A 21,475-nucleotide genomic window follows, 5' to 3' on the forward strand; every position below is an offset into this window, starting at 1 on the left:
CAGCAGCTAAAGGCTCTTGGCTGCTGCTCATTTTTGCTTTGATCGCTTCTAAAACTCCAGCCGTTCGGCCAACGATCTGGCTGTATACTGAAAGTGATTTGCTAAAGCCGCATGCACCATTACTTCCAACGTCTGCTCGCTCGTTTTACGGACATCCTCTGGCAGTGTGTAACACGTCCGCTGCACGGCTTGATAAATCGCACTGTTGTATTCCTTGTCAAGCAAATTTGTCTCTTTTTGAATGTCGGCAGCTTGCAAAAAGGTTTGCGCATACCGCTGATAAAACAATTTCGGTGAGAGTAAATCATCGTTCCGATCGTCTAGCTGGTTAAACACATTCTCTAAAATTTGGCACACGGTCGCCAAATCCAATACGCCGTGCATATCCTCAATCATCAACAAGAGGACAGCCTGATCAATAGCGTATTTTCGCCCATGTACAGGTGCTCCAACGAGCGCTTTAGCGTCACGCTTGAGCCAGTTTCTAACGGACGTTTCTTTCATTTCTGCATCGCGTATCATATTGCCGATCAAGACAATCTCTGTGATGGACAAGCCAATTTCTGCTGAATCATCCGATAGCATCTTTCCCACAAGCTGCCTAGCCATTTGTGATTTTCTGCTAGCCGGTTCGACATGCTCAAGGAACAATGCATCGTCTCCTAAAAAAAGCGAAGCAACTGCCATTCTTGACCACACATGCAAAAGAAAAACCTTCTTTCATAATGTTTATGTGTTGAAATCGATGGAAAAAATGAATATAATAACGCTAAGACTCATAAAAGTTCATATGAACCTGAAATTGCACTGTTATTATAAACTAGGGAGGATTACAACGCCAAATGTTTAAGCGAATTATGCTTTTTGTGCTGACAAACATCTTAGTCATTTTGACCATCTCCATTGTACTTAGTGTCCTTGGAGTCGGCAGCTACATCAACATGGATGGTAGCCTGAACCTCACGACACTCCTTATCTTTAGTGCAGTGGTTGGCTTCTCCGGAGCATTTATCTCACTCGCAATTTCACGCTGGATGGCTAAGATGATGATGGGTGTCCAAGTGCTGAAACCAGATGACCCATCACTATCATATGCAGAACGCGATCTCGTTGAACGAGTTCATCGTTTAGCACGCGCGGCTGGGTTAACAAAAATGCCCGAGGTCGGCATTTACAATTCACCTGAGGTAAACGCCTTTGCTACAGGCCCGTCACGCAACCGTTCACTCGTTGCTGTTTCAGCCGGATTGCTGCAAGAGATGGATGACGACGCCGTTGAAGGTGTACTAGCACACGAAGTTGCTCACATTTCTAACGGTGATATGGTAACGATGACCCTCCTTCAAGGAGTAGTCAACACCTTTGTCGTATTCCTCGCTCGTGTAGCTGCCTGGGCAGTATCACAAATTCGCGAAGAATTTTCACCAATCATTCATTTTATTGCGATTATCGTGTTTCAAATTTTGTTCTCGATCCTCGGAAGCATCGTCGTTCTAGCTTACTCACGCTATCGAGAGTACCATGCCGATCGTGGCGGTGCAGACCTTGCCGGTAAAGATAAGATGATTCACGCTTTACGTGCGTTGCAAGCTTACACAGATCGTGTTCGTGAAGAAGATACATCTTTAGCGACATTAAAGATTAATAGCAAAAATAAAGTATCCCTCTTCTCTAGCCATCCTCCATTGGCTGAACGTATCCAGCGTTTAGAAGAGCGTTAATCGAAGAGCGATAATTAATCAGAGGATATGATGTTCATTCAGTGAGCACATATCCTCTTTGCTTTGTCTTTATCCATAAGCTTTCTTCTTTTCTATCGCAGTGAGCAGTAAAAAGATGGTGTAGTATAACTAAAAAACGAGTAAGCAAAAGTATACAACCTCACTTTCGCTTACTCGCTTCACTTCAAGCTATAAAGTCATTCTCATTTCATTATTCTTGAAGCTCCTTTTTAAACACATAACTCGCTCGATCATAACCCATTTTCTCTTCGTAAAAGCGATGAGCGTCTGCTCGTTGTAGTCCAGATGATAAGGCTACACATGCATAACCATGTTCCTTTGCCAGCTCATGAACGTATGTAAGAAGTTTGTCTCCATACCCTTTTGAACGTTTCGTCGAGGCTGTGACGAAATCGCACACCCAGATAAAACGACCATAATATAACGTCGTCATCGGCATGAACCCGATCACCGCAACGATGTCTCCTTGATCATATAGCGCCTTCATTTGATAATTCTCTTTTTCTTGTGCCTCAATAACTAATTCAAGATAGGCCTGTAGATCATGCTGAGGACGTAATTGTTTCATGATCGGAAATGCGTCTGTCAATTCTCTTTCCGTCGTTAATTCCTTAATGATCAATGATGTCAGATCGCTCATGTCTTTGCCCCCATTTTTTCTTTGCTTCACTTCATTTTAAACTCAGACTGAAACAATTTAAACAGTCAGTTATGTTAAAATTCAAAGAGCTCATTTGAGTGGAAGGATAAACGATCATGAGTGACCACCACATTTAAATGATAGTGGATTAGAAAAAAATGAGACAAAAGGATGTCACTAAAGCGTATGGCGTGGTCAAAACAAAAATCATGGAGCGATTGAGCCTAAGCGGAACAAACAGAAGATGATCGGGGGGATTGAAACGTGAAATATGTCTTTAAGTTGAATGTCATGAGTGTGCTATACGCCCTTATGATATTTATTCCCATTGAACTGACTGGAAACGTCTATAGAATCACTAGGCTCACAAATATAGGGTTTGGGACGGTAAATCTTTTGCTCTGGTTAACCATCATTGTTGGGACGGTATTCCTCTTTTTCTTAACGAGAAAATGGCTAGACCGACGGAAAGCAAACTATTGGACAGCCCTCCTGTGGATTCCCTATGTATTACTTTTCATGAGGGTGTTCGTGTCATTATTTCCTATTACAAATCCCGGCGATGCGCCCAATCCTGCCAGTGGCCTAATCCTTCTCGGTGGATTGTTTGTTTATCCATTTTATATTCTCATTCTCAACTTCTTTGCGATGTCAGCTGATGACAAACCATTAAAACAGCCTCACAACAATGCGTAGGTCCGTTTATACAAGGACGATGCATTGACTCACCATTGACGGCTTGAGCTTATTGTAAGCTCAAGCCTGTTCACTTGCCTTTTAAAACGGTCGCTGATTCGTGTCTAGATTTAGCCAGAGAATCTCTTCCTGTGACAATTGTATTCCCGCACCTTCTCCACACGACTTCATTTCTTCATCATTTTGCGGTCCGATAATCGCTGCCGTTGGAAACGCTTGATTTAACACATACGCTAAAGCGATTTGAATCGTCGAATAACCTTTTTCTTTCGCTAACGCCTCAGCACGGTCATAACGCTCCCAGTTTTCGTCATTATAAAACACGCGAACGAGGTCTTTATTTTCAAAGTTATCCCTCGTAAAACGACCGGTAAAGAAGCCGCGTGCTTGCGATGACCAAGAGAAAATCGGCAGATGAGATTGGTTGTGCCAGCGTAGCGTTTCATTGTCAGCACTAATACAATCAGCCCAATATGGCTCCTGCGCCTTCGCCAGGCTTAAATTGGGACTGGAAAATGAGAACCCTTGTAAACCAAGCTTTTCCGCATACGCGTTTGCTTCCTCTAAACGACGTGTCGTCCAGTTTGAACCTCCAAACGCTCCGATCCGCCCTGCCTCAACATGTTCATTCAACCATTCGAGGATTGCTCCAACAGGAACCGATGGATCGTCTCTATGTAATGCATACAAAGGAACGTAGTCCATCCGAAGACGTTCAAGGCTCGTCTGGAGCTGATCGTATATGGCCTGGCGGTTAATGGTTGGCCCCTGCTGATTCGGGTGTCCGCCTTTTGTCCATATATTTAGGCGACCTTTCCATTCAGGCGTTTGTTCAAGAGCTAATCCTATCGCCTTTTCGCTTTCGCCTCCGGCATATATAAATGCCGTATCAATCGTGTTACCACCGATATCAATATAAGATTGGATAATTTCTTTCACTTCTTCGACACGATCTGAATGAAAATAATCAGACCCCATAATCAATTGCGTCACTGGCTTTTCAATGTTTGCAAGAGATATTGTCCTCATTAGCTCACCTCTATATTTTTAATAGATTGTCGTCTTAAGAAAATTGCAAACGATTTCATAAGTATTTCTTCGCCAGAGGAGGATAAAATCCTCCTTACGAAGCGCTTTAAGTTTTATCTTTCCTGTAGTTCCTTTTGCAATAAAGTCTGCATTCCTTTTTGCAAAACCTCTGTGACTGGACCTGGTTCTGTCGAAATCGTTGTTCCATCTATAGATAAAATTGGGCGAATGCGTTGGGTCGTTGCTGTGAAAAATACTTCATCCGCACTGAACAATTCCTCTGTCGTAAATGCTTTTTCGAGAACGGGAATACCTTCATCGGCGGCAATTTTTAAGACGAGCGATCGTGTGACACCGCTTAAAATCAGGTGACTGGCTGGATGCGTCTGCAAATAGCCGTTTTTCACGATAAAAACATTTGTCGAGCTTCCTTCTGTAACGATGCCCTCGCGATGTAAAATCGCTTCGTCCGCTCCTGCCTCAGCTGCTTTTTGCTTCGCTAAGACGCTTCCAAGCAAGTTTAACGATTTAATATCGCATCGTAGCCAGCGAATGTCATCTGCTAGAACAGCCGTTGCAGGTAAGCTCCACATGTTTGCAAAATCTTTTTGAACCGTGTATGCATACACCCCAGGCGCACCGCTTGGTTGTGGAAAAGCATGGTCACGTGGATATGTTCCCCGCGTCAATTGAATGTAGACCATCCCGTCATCACACGAATTTTTCGTTAATAGCTCCTTTAACTGAGCTTTAAAGGTTTCCTCTTGAAGCCCGTGCTCAATTTGAATAGCTGCACAAGAGCGTTTTAAACGAGCAAAATGCTGGGCAAAGAAAAGCAGCTTGCCTTCCCTTACTTCAATAACCTCATAGATGCCATCACCAAATTGAAAGCCTCGCTCTTCTAAATCTACCTTTCCATCTTCCGTCACGACACCATTTCTATATATAAATTTGTCTCTCATCATAGACCGCCTCCTTTTTTCTTCACCATACCAGAAGTCCACTGTAAGGGGAAGAAAAAGGTCACGCTTAACTTAACAAAGCCCCCAAATGATCGGGGGCATAACGCATGTGCTAAAATTTCATACTTAAGTAAGGACCCGCTTCCCTTGAAACTGAGGTACCCAGTCGCCATGCACTTCAATCATTTCATCACACATCGCAACGATGTCATCCATAGATAATTCAGCGGCGGTGTGCGGGTCAAGGAGCGCAGCTTGATACACCTTCTCCCGATCTCCTGTGATCGCTGCTTCAATGGTTAGTAGTTGCGTGTTTATATTTGTCCGATTTAATGCCGCTAATTGTTCAGGAAGCTCTCCGACATACGTCGGCTGCACACCGTTTTGATCGATGAGACATGGGACTTCAACGACTGCTTTTCGAGGAAGATTTGAGATCAATCCACCTTCGTTTAATACGTTTCCACCGATCTGATACGGAACATTCGTCTCCATGGCTTCCATAATGTACGAAGCATATTCATTCGTCCGTTCATGCGTCAGCCCTTTGTTTTCGACAATGTCCTCACGCATGCTTTCCCACCGTTCAATCTGCTCAATACAGCGTCTAATGTATTCATCCAGCGGAATATTAAAACGATCAATGAGTTCAGGGTAATGTCGTTTAATAAAATACGGTGTATACTCCGCATTATGTTCAGAAGACTCTGTCACGTAATGACCGAAACGTTTCATGATTTCATAGCGCACCATATCGTCATGTTTTTCAGTGCGATTTTTCGCAAATGCACGCTGTTTAATTTCGGGATATAAATCTTTTCCATCTTTTGTGATCGAAAGAAGCCATGCCATATGGTTAATGCCTGCGATCGTTGATTTGACTCCTTTATTTTCAATGCCAAGATCTCGCAAAAGGTGTGGCACGCATACTTGAACAGAGTGGCATAAACCGACCGTCTTAACGCCGCCGTGACGAATCATCGCCCCTGTCAAAGCCGCCATCGGATTCGTGTAATTTAAAAACCAAGCATCCGGACACACTTCGTTCATATCTTTCGCAAAATCAAGCATAACTGGAATTGTTCGTAAGGCTCTAAACAAGCCGCCGATCCCAATCGTGTCCGCAATCGTTTGCCGAAGTCCATATTTTTTCGGTATGTCAAAGTCTGTAATTGTACAAGGGTCATATCTGCCGACTTGAATGGAGTTGACAACATATGTTGCCCCACGTAAGGCTTCTTTACGGTCATGATAGGACTTAATTTTCACAGTCGTATTTCCAAGCGTTTTTGCTAAATTTAATAGCATTTGTTCCGAATCTTTCAGCCGCTGGTGGTCAATATCAAATAGAGCAAATTCAGCATCTGCTAATGCTGGTGTCAGCATGCAATCTCCAAGAACGTTCTTAGCAAACGCGGTACTACCAGCACCGAGATACGTAATTTTAGGCATTCTATTGCCCTCCTTCATCCACATTTCACCGCGATCAGTGACTTCATTTTCAACGGGTGATATACTAAGAATAGAAAAAAGAAAACGGTATCACAAGGGTAAATACGGATGAAAGAAGGGTAAAATATTGCTCAATTCTCCGCTGAAACGTTCATTTGGATTTCATTTTAAAGAAACACGAGCCAATGCCTTTGCAAATATCACTAATATCGGTTGGGAGACACAACAATCAACTTCGTATTACTGGGACGGCGAAAAGCGTGCTGAGGTTAAAAATGTTGCTTTTCAATATACGTTATCTGGACGCGGAGAGATTTTATACAATGACAAAGTCTATTCCCTAGACGCAGGACAAGCTTTTTTCGTTGAGTTTCCCAGCCCTCATGCTTATTATCTGCCAGAAGACAGCCCTGCTTGGGAATTTCTCTATATTACATTGCAGGGAGAAGAAGCCATGTTTTATCAAAAACAAATCCTTGAAGCGGAAGGGCCTGTGCTCACATTACATCCAGAGCACTCGCCCATTCAGCTGTTATTTTCCATGTGGCAGATGGCTTCTGAAAACCATATTAAAGATTCGTTTAGAGCCTCCTCACTTGCGTATCAATTTGTGACTGAGCTCTACCGCCATGTGCTGACTTTAGAGAAAAATGCGACAGACTGGCCGTTGTCCATTGTTCAAACGACAAGCTTTATTCATAAACATTTTGCTCAAGACATTGCGCTCGATGATCTCGTAAAAGTCTCACAGCTCTCCCGGTACCACTTTACGAGACGCTTTAAACAGACAACAGGAATGTCTCCAATGCAGTACGTCACAAAAATACGAATTGAAAAAGCGATGGCTCTTCTCTCGTCCACCTCGCTTCAAACGCATAGCATTGCAAAAAAATGTGGCTATCCTGAAGCGAATTATTTTAATAAAGTGTTTAAAAAGATCGTTGGAACATCTCCTAGCCTATTTAGACGCCAACACCGTAATCGCCCGATTGATGTTATGTTTCTCGAATAACAGTTACGTTTCTTTCATTTATACAAAAATCAACGACTCCCTCTTTACAAGCCGTATCGTTTAGACGATATAAGGCGTAGATAATTATTACACAAAGGGAGTGGACGCTTTGTTTAAGCGGAAAAACAATGATTTATCACTGCAATATGAAAGCCTTTTAAAAGAACATCAACGAGTCCTTGCGGAGCATGAAAACTATAAAAAGCAATCCGCCCAATGGCTTGAGGAGCTTTATGAAGATATTACGTCCACACTCACACAATACGAAACAACGACGCAACAACATCATGAAGTTGATCAACTCATGCAAAATATTAAGGATCGTGTTGCAACGATCCAAGCGCTCATGTCTCAATGTAATGAGAATACGTCACAAATGGTTGATAAAAGTGAAACACTGATACAGTCTACAGAACAAATGGATTCCATTTCTAAAGAAGGAAAAACGTCCGTGAATGAAGTCCAGGCGTTAATGAGCCAGCTAGTAAATCAATCGAGACAAACGTCTGAAAGCATGACTCAGTTAGGTGTGCGCTCAAAAGAAATCGAAAATATTGTTAAAGTCATTCATGATATTGCCGAGCAAACAAACCTTCTTGCTTTAAATGCTTCCATTGAAGCGGCTCGGGCTGGCGAACACGGGCGCGGCTTTGCAGTCGTTGCTGATGAAGTTCGGAAACTAGCAGAAAGCACGTCAAAAAGCACGAAAAATATTGACGAATTAACAAAACGAATTCAACAAGAAATCAATGGCGCACTGAAGGATGCCGAAAACAACTTAGATATGATTCAGAATGGGATGAATTTGTCTGAAGAGGTGACGAAGATTTTTGATCATGTGCTCACTTCAGTAGAACGTACGAAAACAGATGTCACGCACGTGTTGACGACCATTCATGAGCAAAAAGCGGCTAATGAAGAAGTGCTTGCGGAAATTACTGCTACAAGTGATATCTTTGATCAAACGAATGAGAGCATTCATTCTACATTTACCCTATCTTCTACGCTAGAAAATAAACTGTCGCAAACATTAGATACGCTTGCGGACGCCAAACAAAATGTGAATGATCCGACAAAAAAAGGCTCTGTCCAGTCAGAGTCATTGCCGCTTACAAAAGAAGCGAGTCAGCAAGCAGCTGTCACGAACGAGCGATAATTTAAGCGATTTAGTTGTTCTGACTTGAAGGAAAAATGAAGGTGTGCGTAAACTCATCTTTGCTACGTTTCAATCATGACCGCCCATTTAACTCACGAACCCCGCCAGAAATTTGGCGGGGTTTAGAATGTAATTAAAGTCTTTCTAGACGGTTGTTCATTTTTTAGCGTCCACTTAACAAATTTTCTCAGTGCCTGGCTTGAAAACGCTTCGCAGCCTAGGCGCGAAGGCAAGCGAAGACTCGAATAGAACCTTCAGTTCATGAGAGGACGAGAGAGACGAGTAACGACGGATGAATGCGTTTGTCAACTTTTTCAGCCTCAGCCTGACTTGAAAACGCTTCGCAGCCTAGGCGCGAAGGCAAGCGAAGACTCGAATAGAACCTTCAGTTCATGAGAGGACGAGGGAGACGAGTAACGACGGATGAATGCGTTTGTCAACAGGCTGACCCGCCAGAAATCTGGCGGGCTTCTTTTCATCGTGAACGTCTTTTTTTTGCATCAAGTAATCTCTTCATACGGTCTACGTCATTGGAAGAGGACGCGCCGGTTTTTTTATTTTCCCCTAAAGCCGCTTTTTGCGGTGGCTTATCTGTAGGCACAGCAGGCTTTTGCTTACCTGTAGGTTTGTTTTCTTTCACCTTATTTGAGAATGGAGAGCGACTTTCATTTGGTGAAGGCTCATTGCGATCCGTTCGGTCTTGACGCTTGATCGTTAAGAACGAAGGCCAACCAAGGCGCCGAACAGCAATTTCTGCAAAAAATAGCAGAAACGCAAGCAACACAAGCCAAGGTGCTAATTCAGTGCGTTGAACAGGGGGATTGGCCAATGGTCTGAACGAATCGGACGCATTTTTTATTCGTTGTCCTTCTCCAGAGCGAATGATGTCATGTGTCACCGTTTGGTCCGTTTTAGCCCATTGATACTCATTGGAGTAAGGTGCGGCGAATCCTTTTCGGTAAACGAGGCGACGCTCTTCTCCGTCTCCTTCATACAGTAGTACATAATATAAGCCTGCTTCTCCAGCAAAACGTGTTTCATATGTGCCTGGACCTGTGACAGAAAAAGAAGAAGCGACCGACTCGCCCGATGCTGTCACAATCTCACTTGATAAAGCACGTGCCTCAAAAGATTCGGCTGTTAATTCAACGAGTACATCACCTTCATCGCGATAAACCTCAGTATAAAATGGCTCTTTCGTTTGTGAAGGGAGCAACCAAGTAGCTAGTCCATTCCACATGGAAGCCCAAGATGACCAGCCCGGCCATGCGCCAGACCATTCTCCCGTGACATCGGACGTCCAGGCAGCTGTGCGTCCGAGACCATACGTCCACGTCGCAAGTACAGGATCCTCGCGATTGCTCTCTAGCAAAAGTGAGGAGCGATTTTTCAATGTCGTTGCAATATAGGCATTCATTTCCGGAACACCTTGCTGAAACCACTGTCCCAACGGTTCTACTTGATGAGGCGCCGGAAAAAACGGGTCATCTACAATATATGTACGACTCGTCATTGCCGTTTCACGAGATAGAATGCTAGGAATGGTGCTAATATCTTGTACATTGTAGAATCGGCCACTTCCTTCATCTGCCAACCTTTGCAGCAGAGATGCATCCGCTCCAGAACCAATTGCGACGGACGAAAGCGTAATATTCTCCTGAGCTCCTTCAGCAAGAAGTGCGGAGTAACTCCCACCACCGCTTGAATGTCCATCTGTTAAAAGGACAATATGCTTTCGCTTCACATTTAAAGGCAACAGCTGTTCATAAGCTTCGCGGACAGCTGGAAAAATATCGGTGCCGCCACCTTGCGTCATAGAAAGCACATCGTCAACCGCTTTTTCTTTATTAGACAGCGGCGCAAGATCAAGCACAGTATGTGGTTGTTCATCAAAGGCGATGACCCCGAGCTGATCTTTTTCACGAAGCATTTCGATGGAACGAACGGCAGCTTCTTTTGCCAGCTGCAATTTCATTCCTGCCATACTTCCGGAGCGGTCTATGACAAAAACGATGCCGAGCGAAGGTATTTCTTTCTTGCCGGTTAACTCCATTTTCACAGGCAAGAGATCTTCGATCGGCGTATCAAAATAGCCACCTAAACCGAAGCTTTCATCGCCTCCAGTCATTAAAAAACCCATGCCGGTATCTTGCACGGCGGTTTGAATTAACGTCATTTGCTGTTCAGATACATCCGTAGCCGACACGTTAGCAAAAATGAGTGCATCAAATGCTAGCAGTGCATTCAGCTCCTTCGGAAGTCCTGATACAGAGCGGACGTCGACCCGAATTCCTGACGAAGCTAAAGCTTGCGTCACATTGCTCGCTTCACCTTTCTCCCCTTCAACGACTAAAATCCGCGGTGGTCCATCCACCTCTGTGACCGCATAGGATTCATTGTTTTCAGGCATAGAATCTTCAGGAAGGGCAATCTCTGCCCGAAATAAGGCGCTGCCTGCTTCTTCTGCTTTCGTCGAATACGTCAGCTCTGTGCTACCTTCTTGAAGTGAAACTGTATCATCAACAATAATTGTGCTGTTTTTATAAATAAGCAGCCGGGCTTCAGCATTGACATTACTCACAATCGAAAGGTCAAGTGGCATCATTTCCCCTTGAAATGCGTAAGCTGGTGAGTTCAATGATTGAATCATGGCATCTTTCCCTTGCGTTGGCTCATACGCCCAAACATCGGTCGTAATGTTCTGTTTGTTCGCCAAGGCTGCCTGTTGTGAAGCAGTGCCAATGTTCTCCTGCCCGTCAGTCATGACGACGATACGCCCTCCACCTTCTTCAGCGAGAAGTGAGGATGCAAGCTGAATGCCTTCTGCTAAATTTGTTGCTGTACCAGTCATGTCCGACCAGTCCGTGCCAAAACTCGGTAACGTTTGCGCAGATCGTTCAATCACTGCATTCAACGCCGTCGTCACAATACCAAAACGATCCTCAGGCTGTTTATGCTCAACAGCTTGAGCAATATGCTCCTGTATAGCTTCTTTCGTTTGAGCCATCGAAGCAGAAGTATCAGCGACAAAAATAACGTTTTTGTGCGATATCGGCCAAAGTACAGAAGATCCTGCGAGTGCGAGAATAAGAAGCACGTACACGACGGGTCTAATGATCATCGCGATTCGGTGCTCGAGCGATGCTTGACGTCCACCAAGTGACTTCCCCCAATGAGCGAGTAAGATCGTGCAAGGGACGAGCAGTAGCAACACCCACAGGTGATTCACATCAAATGCCACGACGATACACCTCCCCTTCGATCACTAAGACAATTAAACCTAAAGCGATGAGCCATGGCCATAATGCATAACGCCCTTCAGCCTCAGCTTTCTCCTGCATCCCATCAGAAGCTGCACTCATCTCTTCTGTAGTAAACTGCGACTCCTCCAGCGGCATATGTACAGCAAAGTGAATGAGCTCATCGCCACTTTGGAGCTTGTATAAACCGGGCTGTTCAGGCGCAATGATTTGTTCAGACTCACCTTCTAAAGATACTCGCTCATCGCCAGCTTCATCGACGATCGATTTTGCTTGGGTAACAAATGATGGCAACGACATTGCCTCACCTGGTGTTGTATAGCCAAGATGCGTTTCCTGCACTTGAAGTGTTTCGTAGGCATTATAGAAAAAGATCGGAAAACTCGGTAGCAAGGGCCAGTTGCTGTCGTGGATGTCAAAGGTAAGGACGACAACCGGGTCTCCTTGATACTGTCCGGACAAAATTAAAGGAATCTCGCCACTCTCCAAAACGGGTGTCAACTCAGCGTCAGCCTCCGAACGGCTCGCCTGATCAATGTAAATGTTCTCTGTCGACAGGTACGACATGAGTGCATTCGTATCACTACGTGTAAGTGGTCCTTCTAATGATTCAGGTTCTTCGAGCTGAAATGGCCCACCTTCCTGAGCAAAAATAATTTTGGGTCCGTCAGGCCATGAGCTTTCATCCGCTTCCGCAACGACAGTTAAGCCTCGTCTGTCGACCATCGAGGTCGCTTCATTTGCGGACTGTAATTGAATAACCTCATGTCCTAGCTGTTGATAAACCTTCTCTACAAAATAAGGAACGTCGCCCATAAAATAGACCGGACCAGCACCTTCATCTCCTAAAAAAGCAAAACGGGCATTATCTTCAGGAAGCATATCGCCTTCAAAAACGATTTCCGCTTTATAATATAAGGCTTGCGGCACCGTAGACAGTGTGACTGTTGTCGGCTTCTCACCAGACACAGACACCGGTTGATCATAAAATAGCTCGTCCTCGGCAAATACGCGCAACTGGCCGTTCAATTCTTGCCGACCCGTTTGACGTAGATTGACGACACCACCGATGTCTTGACCTTCCCTACGAACACCAAATGCTGATACATAAGCATTGGCTTGGGCTTGGTTTTCGACAGAATGAAATACAACCGTCTCACTGTCGCCGCTTTGAGCTACATCACTAAAGACGTGAATGGAGGACGGCATGCGTGACGATAGCGCTTCAGCCAGCTTCAATGCTTCTTGAATGTGATCCCCGGTATACGTCAGCTTGGCTTCATCTAAAGCTTTATTTATTTTTCCTTTCGCAGTCTCTCCCTGTAAAGCGATTGCTGGCTGCGGTCCAGTAAGAAGCAAAGTCACTTGCTGGGTTGCGTTTTTTTTCGAAACGACATCCTTTGCCTGCTGAATCGCTTCATGAAACGTATTTGCATCGTCACCATGACTAGCCGCCATAGATCCAGACGTATCGAGTACAACAATAATTTGCTCACCCTTTATGCCTTCTGTATACAAATACGGTTGTATCATTGCCCCAATGAGAAGACTCAAAATAATCAGCTGCAGCAAGAGAAGCCAATGCCGCTGCATTCTTTTGTACCAACGCGTTGCCTGATACTCCTCCATCACTTGTTCCCATAATAAATTGCTCGATATCGTTAAAGGCACATACTGGCGACGAAAAAAGTAGAGAAGGATGACACCTATGAGAAAAATACTTAATGATAAAAACCAAGGTGCAGTGATACCCATCTAATCCCCCCTTACTTGACCCAGCCTTGCTTAACCATCGCTTCAAGAACGATTTGCTCAACCGACATATCTGTCGACACACTGAGCCATCCCATCCCTCGTTGCAAAGCAAACTGCTGTAATGTTCCACTGTGATCCTTAAGCTTTTGTTCATATTTCCGAATGATGCGTTCATGCATACTCACTTGAACATCGTTAGACGTTTCTACGTCGATAAGCCGGACATCGCCATCATAGGCCGGAGTTACCTCCGAGCTCGAGAGGAGCTGAAGCAGCCACACATCAGAGCGATGGTGAAGTTTGCGGAGAGCATGAAGCATTGGCTCAACCGGCTCAAGGAAATCACTACAGACGATGCTTAACGACGTTTTCGGGAGCGTTGTCTTTGCTAAACCTTCGGCAAACGTTTGCTGACTACTTTCGACGCCCTCCAAATAGCTTAATAAATTCGCCGCATGCCCACCGCCTTTTTTTAAAAGCCACGGCCGCGTCGAAGAGCCGACAGGAATCAGACTAAACCGATCCTCGCCTAATAAACTGACACACCCTAAGGCACCAGCAATCTGCTTGAGGCGTAGCCATTTTTCTGCGTCATGCGCCATTGATAAGCTCGCATCAAGGTAGAGGACGACAGACAGCTCTCGCTGATCGAGAAACTGCTTAATATAATGCTTGTTCGTACGTGCGTAGACATTCCAATCCATTTGTCTCACGTCGTCGCCTGGATGATACTCGCGAAAATCGGCAAAATCTAAAGATTGTCCGGCTGAGCGTGACTTTCTTTTCCCAGAATGAAAGCCTGTTTTCACTGCATTTGGTTGGATTACTTTGCGTCGCAGCTTTTTTTGAAACGCCGCGGAGATCAGCGTTTTACTCTGATCTCTCATCGCGCCAGCACAACCTCTTTCGTCGCTCTTAAAACGTCATCAATCATGTCATCAATTGTCAGGCTTTCAGTTTCTCCTTCAAAATTTAACAGTAGACGATGACGCAAGACTGGATGCGCGACCATATCAATGTCTCCTGTTGACATATGATACCGTCCTTCCATGAATGCCCTCGCTTTAGCAATTTGAATTAAGCTCTGTAGCCCGCGCGGACCCGCACCGAACTGAATATACTTTTTCACGCTCGAAGGTGCTGTTTCTTCATCCACTTGTGTTGCGGCGATTAAATGAATGGCATAGTCGAGCACATCATCACCGACAAGGACTTGCCGTACACAACGTTGCGCCTCCAATAGTTGCTCACCATTCATCATCTTAGAAATCTCGGAACGCTCATGCAGAACAGTACGTTTAACCATTTCCTTCAAGTGCGCTTTTGACGGGGACTCCATCAATACTTTACAAAGAAAGCGGTCCATTTGCGCCTCCGGTAAAGGGTATGTTCCCTCAAGGTCGACTGGGTTTTGTGTAGCAAGAACAAAAAACGGCACAGGCAATTGATGCGTCGTTCCCATGACTGTGACGGTTCTTTCTGCCATTGCTTCTAGTAACGCGCTCTGTGTTTTCGGTGTTGCACGGTTAATTTCATCGGCGAGCAGTAACTGCGAAAACACTGGACCTTGATGAAAAGTAAATGACTGCCTCCCTGCATCATCCGGTTGAATCATCATCGTACCGGTAATATCAGAAGGCATTAAATCTGGTGTAAATTGAATGCGCGAGAAGCTTAAATCCATGACTTCCGAAATGGTTTTTATCAGTACGGTTTTCCCTTGTCCAGGCATTCCTTCTAGCAAGGCATGTCCTTGCGAAAGAATTGTCCAAAGCACTTGATCAATGACATTCTCTTGACCGACCATGACGGTTTGAATCGCTTCCTTTGTCTTTATCAGCTGCTGCCGCACAGCATTAAACCGTTGCTCTTCCTGCTCCATCGTCATCAATTATTCGTCTCCTTCTGGTCGTATTTCAGAAAAATACCCTTTCACCGCTTCCTCCAACTGAGGAGGAAGTGCTTGACGGTTCATACTATCTCTATACACCTGTTCATATGTCTCGTACATTTCTTCGTACGGTCGAACAGACCCTTTCGTTGCTGGGGCTCCTGGCGTCTGTTGGACTTCGCTGCCGCCCTCACCAAGCTCTCCTGTATCGACCTCCGTTTGTGAAGGTCCGTCCAACCTTTCAGGAAAGGTGAGCTCACCGATCTCAGTCGTCCCCTGACCGGCACCTTGACCTGAGCCTTGACCGGCACCACTGCCTGCGCCAGATCCACCGCTTCCTGAGCCTTGACCACTTCCGCTTCCTGAACCGCTACCTTCCCCACCTTCACCTGATGATCCGCTCTGACCTCCGCTCGTACCATTCGATCCTTGACTGTCACCGTCTCCGGTGCCTTGCGAAGGATCAACGGAAGATGATGGCGTCGGATCTCCTGAAAAAGCGAGCGATTCCGCACCCTCGAGTCCTGCAGCTGCCATTTGCTGTGACAACGATTGCGCAAGCGCTTGGACATCTGCTTGTAGCTGTCCTACCTGTTTGGCAAGCTGAAGAGATGCCATTTGCTCAGCAAGCTGCTCTGCGATCGCCTTCAACTGATCTTCACTTAAAGAGGCAAAGGCGTCATTGGCAGCCTCGTTAGCCATTTGCGCCAACTGTGCTTTTTGTGCATCTGTCAACTCCGAAAAAGCATCTTGCAAAGACTGTAATTCTTTCGTTAATTCGTTCACCTGCTGTTGCTTAGCCTTGTCAACAAGCTCAGATAAACCGGCTTCAGCCAAGTCCTGCTGTTGCTTTTTTGCCTCTTCGGCGAGTTGTTCTTGTTCCTCACGAAGCGCATTAAGCTCTTTTTCAGCTTCCATGACATCAGACAGCGTCTCTTTAGCGGTCTGTTCTTTTCCAATTCGTTCGTTTAAGCGTTCTAGCGCCTCTTTTAACCGCTCATCGGGCAGCTCCTCTTCCAAAGTAGATACTTGCTCCTTTGCAGCCGCAGCCAAGCGCTGATGATCACTAGCTAAAGCAGCCTCACGCATCCCGTCGCTCGGAAAATAAAAGCTGAGCGCCGTACCGATCGTAGATACGAAAAGCATGGTTAGCGGACGCCAATCAAAGCGTGGTCGAGCTTTTTGCAGCACTTGCGGCTTGACCTGCTTCATCGAACGGATCGCTTCTCGTCTCTGTAGCACTGCGATAAATGCATCGTCTTCAAGGTAATCAACAGCTGTCGTCACCGGACGATCACTCGTTTCACCGTCATACACCCTCGCCGCTTGCTTTCGGTGTGGGCGTCGCTTCCAAGAAAACCACCCAACCACAAAAAATACGACGACTGTGCCAATGAGCCATAGCCATGTCCACGGCCAATCAGGAAATATTCGATAAACGACAGCACTTAAGAAAAACATACCGGCCAGTAAACCAAGAGCCCATTGAACGAAGTGTACACTATGTCGCAGCCATAAACGCTTCTCTATCTCCTTAAGTAAATCATGAAATGCTTTTTTCTCTTCCACCGCTCTCCCCCTTCCTCACTCGTCTTTTTCCTTGTTTCATATTTGGGCGAAGCTTTCTTATGGCGATGATCATCCCTGTTATAATGACCATAAAATAAACCGAGAAGAACAACAACCAGCTAGAGATTCCAGGCGATTGGTGACCAAATGTTATTATAATGTCGTCAATAAAGCCTACCCCCATCACTTCCAACAACATTAACGGAAAGCTAAGTGACGAAAAAATAAAAGGCGCCCACACCGTCTGCTGCTGTGAGACCTCAGCAAACGCCATGCTGACATACGTCAGAAAAACAGTTCCAACTGAAAAAGCAAACGTAATGGCGTACGTCGTTATAATGGCTACGATCGTCCGGCGAATAAGCGCAGATACAGCGAGACCAACTGCCCCGATGGTCAGCATGATAAATAAATACATTAAAAAGGTTTGCGCCACCTCACCGAGTGATAAACCACCATATAAAAAGATAATGGCATAAATTGGTGCGGTCGAGAGCACAAGAAGAATCATATAAGCTAAAGACGCAAACAATTTTCCGATCACAATGCTCATAGAAGATTGGTTTGTGACGAGCAGCATTTGTAACGTCTGCCGCTCTCTTTCACCACTAATGACACCTGCGGTCAGCGCTGGGACGACAAACAATATGAGCCCAAGCTGAAACATCGACATCATAACAAACAACACGCGACCATTGTCTGGTTGATAAACGAGCGAAGATTGTCCCTCATTCATTAAAGCTAAAATGGATAGCATTGACAATGATAAAATACCTGTATACAAACCCATGCCAATCGCACTTTTTCCTGAACGAAAGCGCAACTTTAATTCTTTTTGAAGGACTGGATTCATCCATAGCTGCTTCATGAGGACAGGTCCACCTCCTTCGTAATTTCCATAAAGATTTCTTCAAGACCTGTTTCCGCTTCCTCAAATTGGACGACACTAATCTCTGAGGCAACCGCATCACGCAAAAGCTTCTCTTGATCTTCTAACGAGCCTTGAAACCCAAATATTAAGGTGTCATGCTCAACATCGACAGCAGAAGTGAGCGGTTGATCTTCAAAAAAGCGCATGGCTTTCTCTTGTTCCCTAATGACGCGTACTTTGAGAATACGTTTTGAATTTAACTGCTGACGGATGTCGTTAATGGAACCTTCCGCTTTTAACTCTCCTTGATCAATGACCCCGATCGAATCACACATTTCAGCGAGCTCAGGAAGAATGTGAGAGGAAATAATGATCGTTTTATTCATCGACTTTAATTCTTTCAAAATCTCTCTCATTTCAACACGTGCCCGCGGATCCAGCCCGGAAGCCGGTTCGTCCAAAATTAACACCTTTGGATCATGGATTAACGCTCTCGCTAGACAAAGCCTCTGCTTCATCCCACGTGACAGCAAATCAACGTACTCATCTTTTTTATGCGTCAAATTCACAAGCTCTAATAGCTGCGGTATCATCGCTTTTCGTTCGGATACAGAAAGATTGTACATTGCACCGTAAAAATCTAAATATTCGTCGGCTTTTAATTGATCGTAGACGCCGAAGAAGTCCGGCATATAGCCAATGACTTGACGAACTTTATTTGGAGATTGGACGACGTCATGACCATCGATATGGGCGTGTCCTGACGTCGGGGTTAGCAGCGTGGCTAAAATTGAAAATGTCGTTGATTTTCCCGCACCATTCTGTCCGACAAAACCAAAAACCGAGCCTTCCTCGACGTGTAGATTTAATTCGTTTAAAGCGGTAAAACGACCATATCGCTTCGTAAGTTCATTGATTTCAATCATCTGAGGTGACTCCTTTCAATTGGACTTCAGGAACACCGATATCCATTACGTGTTGATTTTCGATCATCATCAATATTTGCTGAGATTCAGATGACAAATAGTCTTCCGGATTCAATTCTCCCTCAGGAAGTGCTTCCCAAGTGTCCGTTGATACATTATAAATCTTAAACGCCTGAGGATGTTCACCAGGCCAAATTTGCAACGTCTCCCATTGCACCGAGTCGAGTGCTTCTCTATTCGGCAATTCATAAAAGAACTGAACTCGATCTCGATGCAGCACAATTCTTTTCCCTGCACCAAATTGGTCAATCGTGCCACCAGGTGGCCCCCCGTCCAATGACAACGTGTTGATGTAAAAAGCTTCTTGATTTAGCGTGACCTGTCCATCCGTTTTAATGTCGATATCAATGGGCTGCAAAAGTACGTGTAATGCTCGTTCAACACGCCCATTCTCCATCTCGCTAAATAGTGGGTCGCGCACAAAAGAAACAAGCACTGGTCTATTATCAATAAAATGACTACTCTCATAAAAATCCATCAAATTAGATAGCGTTTCTTGATCTAGCTCATTTAAGGCTGTTTTATCTGGAATCATTTGACTGACCCGGCTCGGCGGATTCCAAATAAGCTGCTCAGCCATCGGTGTACCGATGTCTTTCGTCTCTCCCTGACCGATTGCACCAAGCTGAACCAATTCTTGACCAGCAAATATGTAACTATCTTCTACTGAAAATGCTGTATTGTTTTGCAGGCTTCCTGTAAGCTGTCCATCTTCAAAGGTCAAATCGGCAGAAAATGATCCAGCATCAGGCAGATAAACATCGCCAACTGTGCTGTATATCGAGTAGTAATTGGTTTTTGGGAAAGTCATTGTCGACTCCCCAGGTCCATATCGAACCATTGACTGATTCGTTGGCTGGCTAGACATCGTGATTGAATTGTTGCTTTCAAACGAAAACGCACCATGTACTCGATCATTTAATTCGACCGTATAAGCGCCGTCACGGCTCGACAAAAAGGAAACTCCCATATTCCCTGTCGCTACGCCGTCTTCATGAAGTGTTAATAACGACACCTCATTGATTTTGGCACCCTTCCAATGATTTTGTACCCCAAGGAAGAAAATCGTTAAGCTAAATGCAATGCCGACAGAAGGAATGATCCACCATAAATATCCACGACGATCGAGACGTTTTAAGATAAAATAACCAATTGGATATATTAGAGCAACGTATGCGAGAATAATAAGAACGAAGCCCCAAATGGGAATAAGGTTCGCTTGAAATTCGCTTGAAGCATTTTTCATGCTCCATTGCATATCCGCATGATTTCGATAAGGGTCCGTAGGATTCTGTTGTAGCAAAGCATCATAAAATGCCGTTTTGTCGCTCCAACTTACAAAGGCTGGGTCGGATGGGGAAAAAGCGAGCTGTATAACACTCCCTTGACCGACCGTTTTTTTCGCACTTAAAATGAGCTCGCCTGTCGCCCCAGTTTTCTGAATAATCTCTGCACCGTCGGCTAACGTGCTTTGATACACATCCATACGATCAAGAGGCATGCCGTTCTCTAAAACTTGTAATTTGGCATCACTCAACTGCATGTCAGATAAGGGCAAGTGTTTCGCAATCGGCTGCATTTTTTCAGCCAAAGTTGCATCTGCTCCGATAATGATTAAACCACCGTTATACAGCCATTGCTCCAACGCTTCCTGCTGTGAGTCAGACAACGTTGGTAAAGAAAAGCGATCAATAAGCAAGGCGTCAAACATTTCAAACCCTAAATGATCTTCTGGCACATCTTCCGGCTCCATCGTCAACGCTCTTCGTGACATTGCTTCTTGAGTGTCAATGCCTTCATACGTTTTTGATGATGATGAAAGCAATCCGAGCATGATCGTTGAGGGTTCAATCGGGCTCGTTTGTACTTGCTTATCCCCTGATAATTCGAGCCGCGCTCCTTCTTCCCACCCACCTTCATAAAAAAGAATCATGTCTTGTTGCTGCAATGACGGTGATCCGTTATACCACAGATGATCCCCTGGAAGAGAGAGTGTGACATGCTTAGTACTCCCCGCAGGTAAATCAACCGCCTGAACAACATTTCCTAATTGGTCGTAATTAGCGGCGGCTTTAATAACGAGATCACCAGACACATCCTCGTCACTTTGATTTGAAATCGAGATATGTACTGGAAATCCTGTATCCCTTTTAACGTACCCGTCGATTCCTGCCTCTACCTCGATATGCAATGGTTCTTCGGCTTGAACAGGGTCAGCCCACCAGCTGCAGATCAACAAGACAAAGGTAAAAACCCATGTCCACTGATACCGTTTTTTCATTATGTTTCCCTCCATCATCCTCTAACGCAATATGTAGTACTACTTGGATAGACGAACCATTTTTCCAATACTATACGAAAAACATCTTCATAACTTTGAAAAGTCGCCTTGAAAACCAGTGTCAAATTGACGTCCAACCCTTTTACAACGTCATTCCCAATGATACCATAAAA

General features: G+C 44.9%; 17 protein-coding genes. 4 read left to right on the forward strand and 13 right to left on the reverse strand.

Annotated elements, in window-relative coordinates; all coding sequences use genetic code 11:
• Positions 1-48 precede the first annotated feature (48 nt).
• Entirely contained in the window at positions 49-699 is a 651-nt protein-coding gene (locus G4V62_RS04570) for a DUF1836 domain-containing protein (RefSeq protein WP_312855429.1), read from the reverse strand.
• Between the two features lie 143 nt (positions 700-842).
• On the opposite strand from G4V62_RS04570, the gene htpX reads away from it, so the two are divergent.
• Positions 843-1,721, forward strand: coding sequence for a protease HtpX (htpX, locus tag G4V62_RS04575; RefSeq protein ID WP_165199669.1), 879 nt, complete (start codon positions 843-845; stop codon positions 1,719-1,721).
• A 211-nt stretch (positions 1,722-1,932) separates the two neighbouring features.
• On the opposite strand, the gene G4V62_RS04580 is transcribed toward htpX, so the two are convergent.
• Positions 1,933-2,382 (reverse strand): GNAT family N-acetyltransferase, encoded by a 450-nt coding sequence (locus G4V62_RS04580; protein ID WP_165199671.1) that lies wholly within the window; start codon positions 2,380-2,382, stop codon positions 1,933-1,935.
• Between the two features lie 264 nt (positions 2,383-2,646).
• Here G4V62_RS04580 and G4V62_RS04585 point away from each other — a divergent pair, with 264 nt between their 5' ends.
• Positions 2,647-3,078, forward strand: a complete 432-nt coding sequence (locus G4V62_RS04585; protein ID WP_165199673.1) for a hypothetical protein — start codon at positions 2,647-2,649, stop codon at positions 3,076-3,078.
• An 81-nt stretch (positions 3,079-3,159) separates the two neighbouring features.
• Here the strand turns inward: G4V62_RS04585 and G4V62_RS04590 are convergent, their stop codons facing one another.
• From G4V62_RS04590 to G4V62_RS04600, 3 genes are all read right to left on the reverse strand, one after another.
• On the reverse strand, positions 3,160-4,107 hold the full coding sequence (locus G4V62_RS04590) for an aldo/keto reductase (RefSeq protein ID WP_165199675.1): 948 nt from the start codon (positions 4,105-4,107) through the stop codon (positions 3,160-3,162).
• Between the two features lie 113 nt (positions 4,108-4,220).
• Entirely contained in the window at positions 4,221-5,069 is an 849-nt protein-coding gene (gene dat / locus G4V62_RS04595; RefSeq protein ID WP_165199677.1) for a D-amino-acid transaminase, read from the reverse strand.
• A gap of 126 nt (positions 5,070-5,195) precedes the next feature.
• Positions 5,196-6,521, reverse strand: coding sequence for an alpha-glucosidase/alpha-galactosidase (locus G4V62_RS04600; RefSeq protein ID WP_165199679.1), 1,326 nt, complete (start codon positions 6,519-6,521; stop codon positions 5,196-5,198).
• Positions 6,522-6,648: 127 nt separating this feature from the next.
• On the opposite strand from G4V62_RS04600, the gene G4V62_RS04605 reads away from it, so the two are divergent.
• Positions 6,649-7,533 (forward strand): helix-turn-helix domain-containing protein, encoded by an 885-nt coding sequence (locus tag G4V62_RS04605; protein ID WP_165199681.1) that lies wholly within the window; start codon positions 6,649-6,651, stop codon positions 7,531-7,533.
• Positions 7,534-7,642: 109 nt separating this feature from the next.
• Positions 7,643-8,689 carry a methyl-accepting chemotaxis protein gene (locus G4V62_RS04610; RefSeq protein WP_165199683.1) on the forward strand — a complete coding sequence of 349 codons (1,047 nt, stop codon included), beginning with the start codon at positions 7,643-7,645 and terminating at the stop codon, positions 8,687-8,689.
• Positions 8,690-9,164: 475 nt separating this feature from the next.
• Here the strand turns inward: G4V62_RS04610 and G4V62_RS04615 are convergent, their stop codons facing one another.
• From G4V62_RS04615 to G4V62_RS04650, 8 genes are read right to left on the reverse strand one after another with little or no spacing between them, the layout of a single operon-like run.
• Complete coding sequence (locus tag G4V62_RS04615; RefSeq protein ID WP_165199685.1) at positions 9,165-11,930, reverse strand: VWA domain-containing protein; 2,766 nt, start codon at positions 11,928-11,930, stop codon at positions 9,165-9,167.
• Positions 11,920-13,704 (reverse strand): vWA domain-containing protein, encoded by a 1,785-nt coding sequence (locus G4V62_RS04620; RefSeq protein ID WP_165199687.1) that lies wholly within the window; start codon positions 13,702-13,704, stop codon positions 11,920-11,922. Before G4V62_RS04620 ends, G4V62_RS04615 begins: the two co-directional genes overlap by 11 nt.
• 11 nt (positions 13,705-13,715) lie before the next feature.
• Positions 13,716-14,591 carry a DUF58 domain-containing protein gene (locus G4V62_RS04625; RefSeq protein WP_165199689.1) on the reverse strand — a complete coding sequence of 292 codons (876 nt, stop codon included), beginning with the start codon at positions 14,589-14,591 and terminating at the stop codon, positions 13,716-13,718.
• Positions 14,588-15,592, reverse strand: a complete 1,005-nt coding sequence (locus G4V62_RS04630; protein ID WP_376768268.1) for an AAA family ATPase — start codon at positions 15,590-15,592, stop codon at positions 14,588-14,590. The genes G4V62_RS04625 and G4V62_RS04630 overlap by 4 nt, the downstream gene beginning before the upstream one ends.
• A 3-nt stretch (positions 15,593-15,595) precedes the next feature.
• Positions 15,596-17,164 (reverse strand): DUF8809 domain-containing protein, encoded by a 1,569-nt coding sequence (locus G4V62_RS04635; RefSeq protein WP_165199691.1) that lies wholly within the window; start codon positions 17,162-17,164, stop codon positions 15,596-15,598.
• Positions 17,139-18,032, reverse strand: a complete 894-nt coding sequence (locus G4V62_RS04640; protein WP_165199693.1) for an ABC transporter permease — start codon at positions 18,030-18,032, stop codon at positions 17,139-17,141. Before G4V62_RS04640 ends, G4V62_RS04635 begins: the two co-directional genes overlap by 26 nt.
• Positions 18,029-18,961 (reverse strand): ABC transporter ATP-binding protein, encoded by a 933-nt coding sequence (locus G4V62_RS04645; RefSeq protein ID WP_165199695.1) that lies wholly within the window; start codon positions 18,959-18,961, stop codon positions 18,029-18,031. Before G4V62_RS04645 ends, G4V62_RS04640 begins: the two co-directional genes overlap by 4 nt.
• Complete coding sequence (locus G4V62_RS04650; protein WP_165199697.1) at positions 18,954-21,302, reverse strand: tripartite tricarboxylate transporter TctB family protein; 2,349 nt, start codon at positions 21,300-21,302, stop codon at positions 18,954-18,956. The genes G4V62_RS04645 and G4V62_RS04650 overlap by 8 nt, the downstream gene beginning before the upstream one ends.
• Positions 21,303-21,475 lie beyond the last annotated feature (173 nt).

This window comes from Litoribacterium kuwaitense (assembly GCF_011058155.1).
Lineage (GTDB): Bacteria > Bacillota > Bacilli > Bacillales > DSM-28697 > Litoribacterium > Litoribacterium kuwaitense.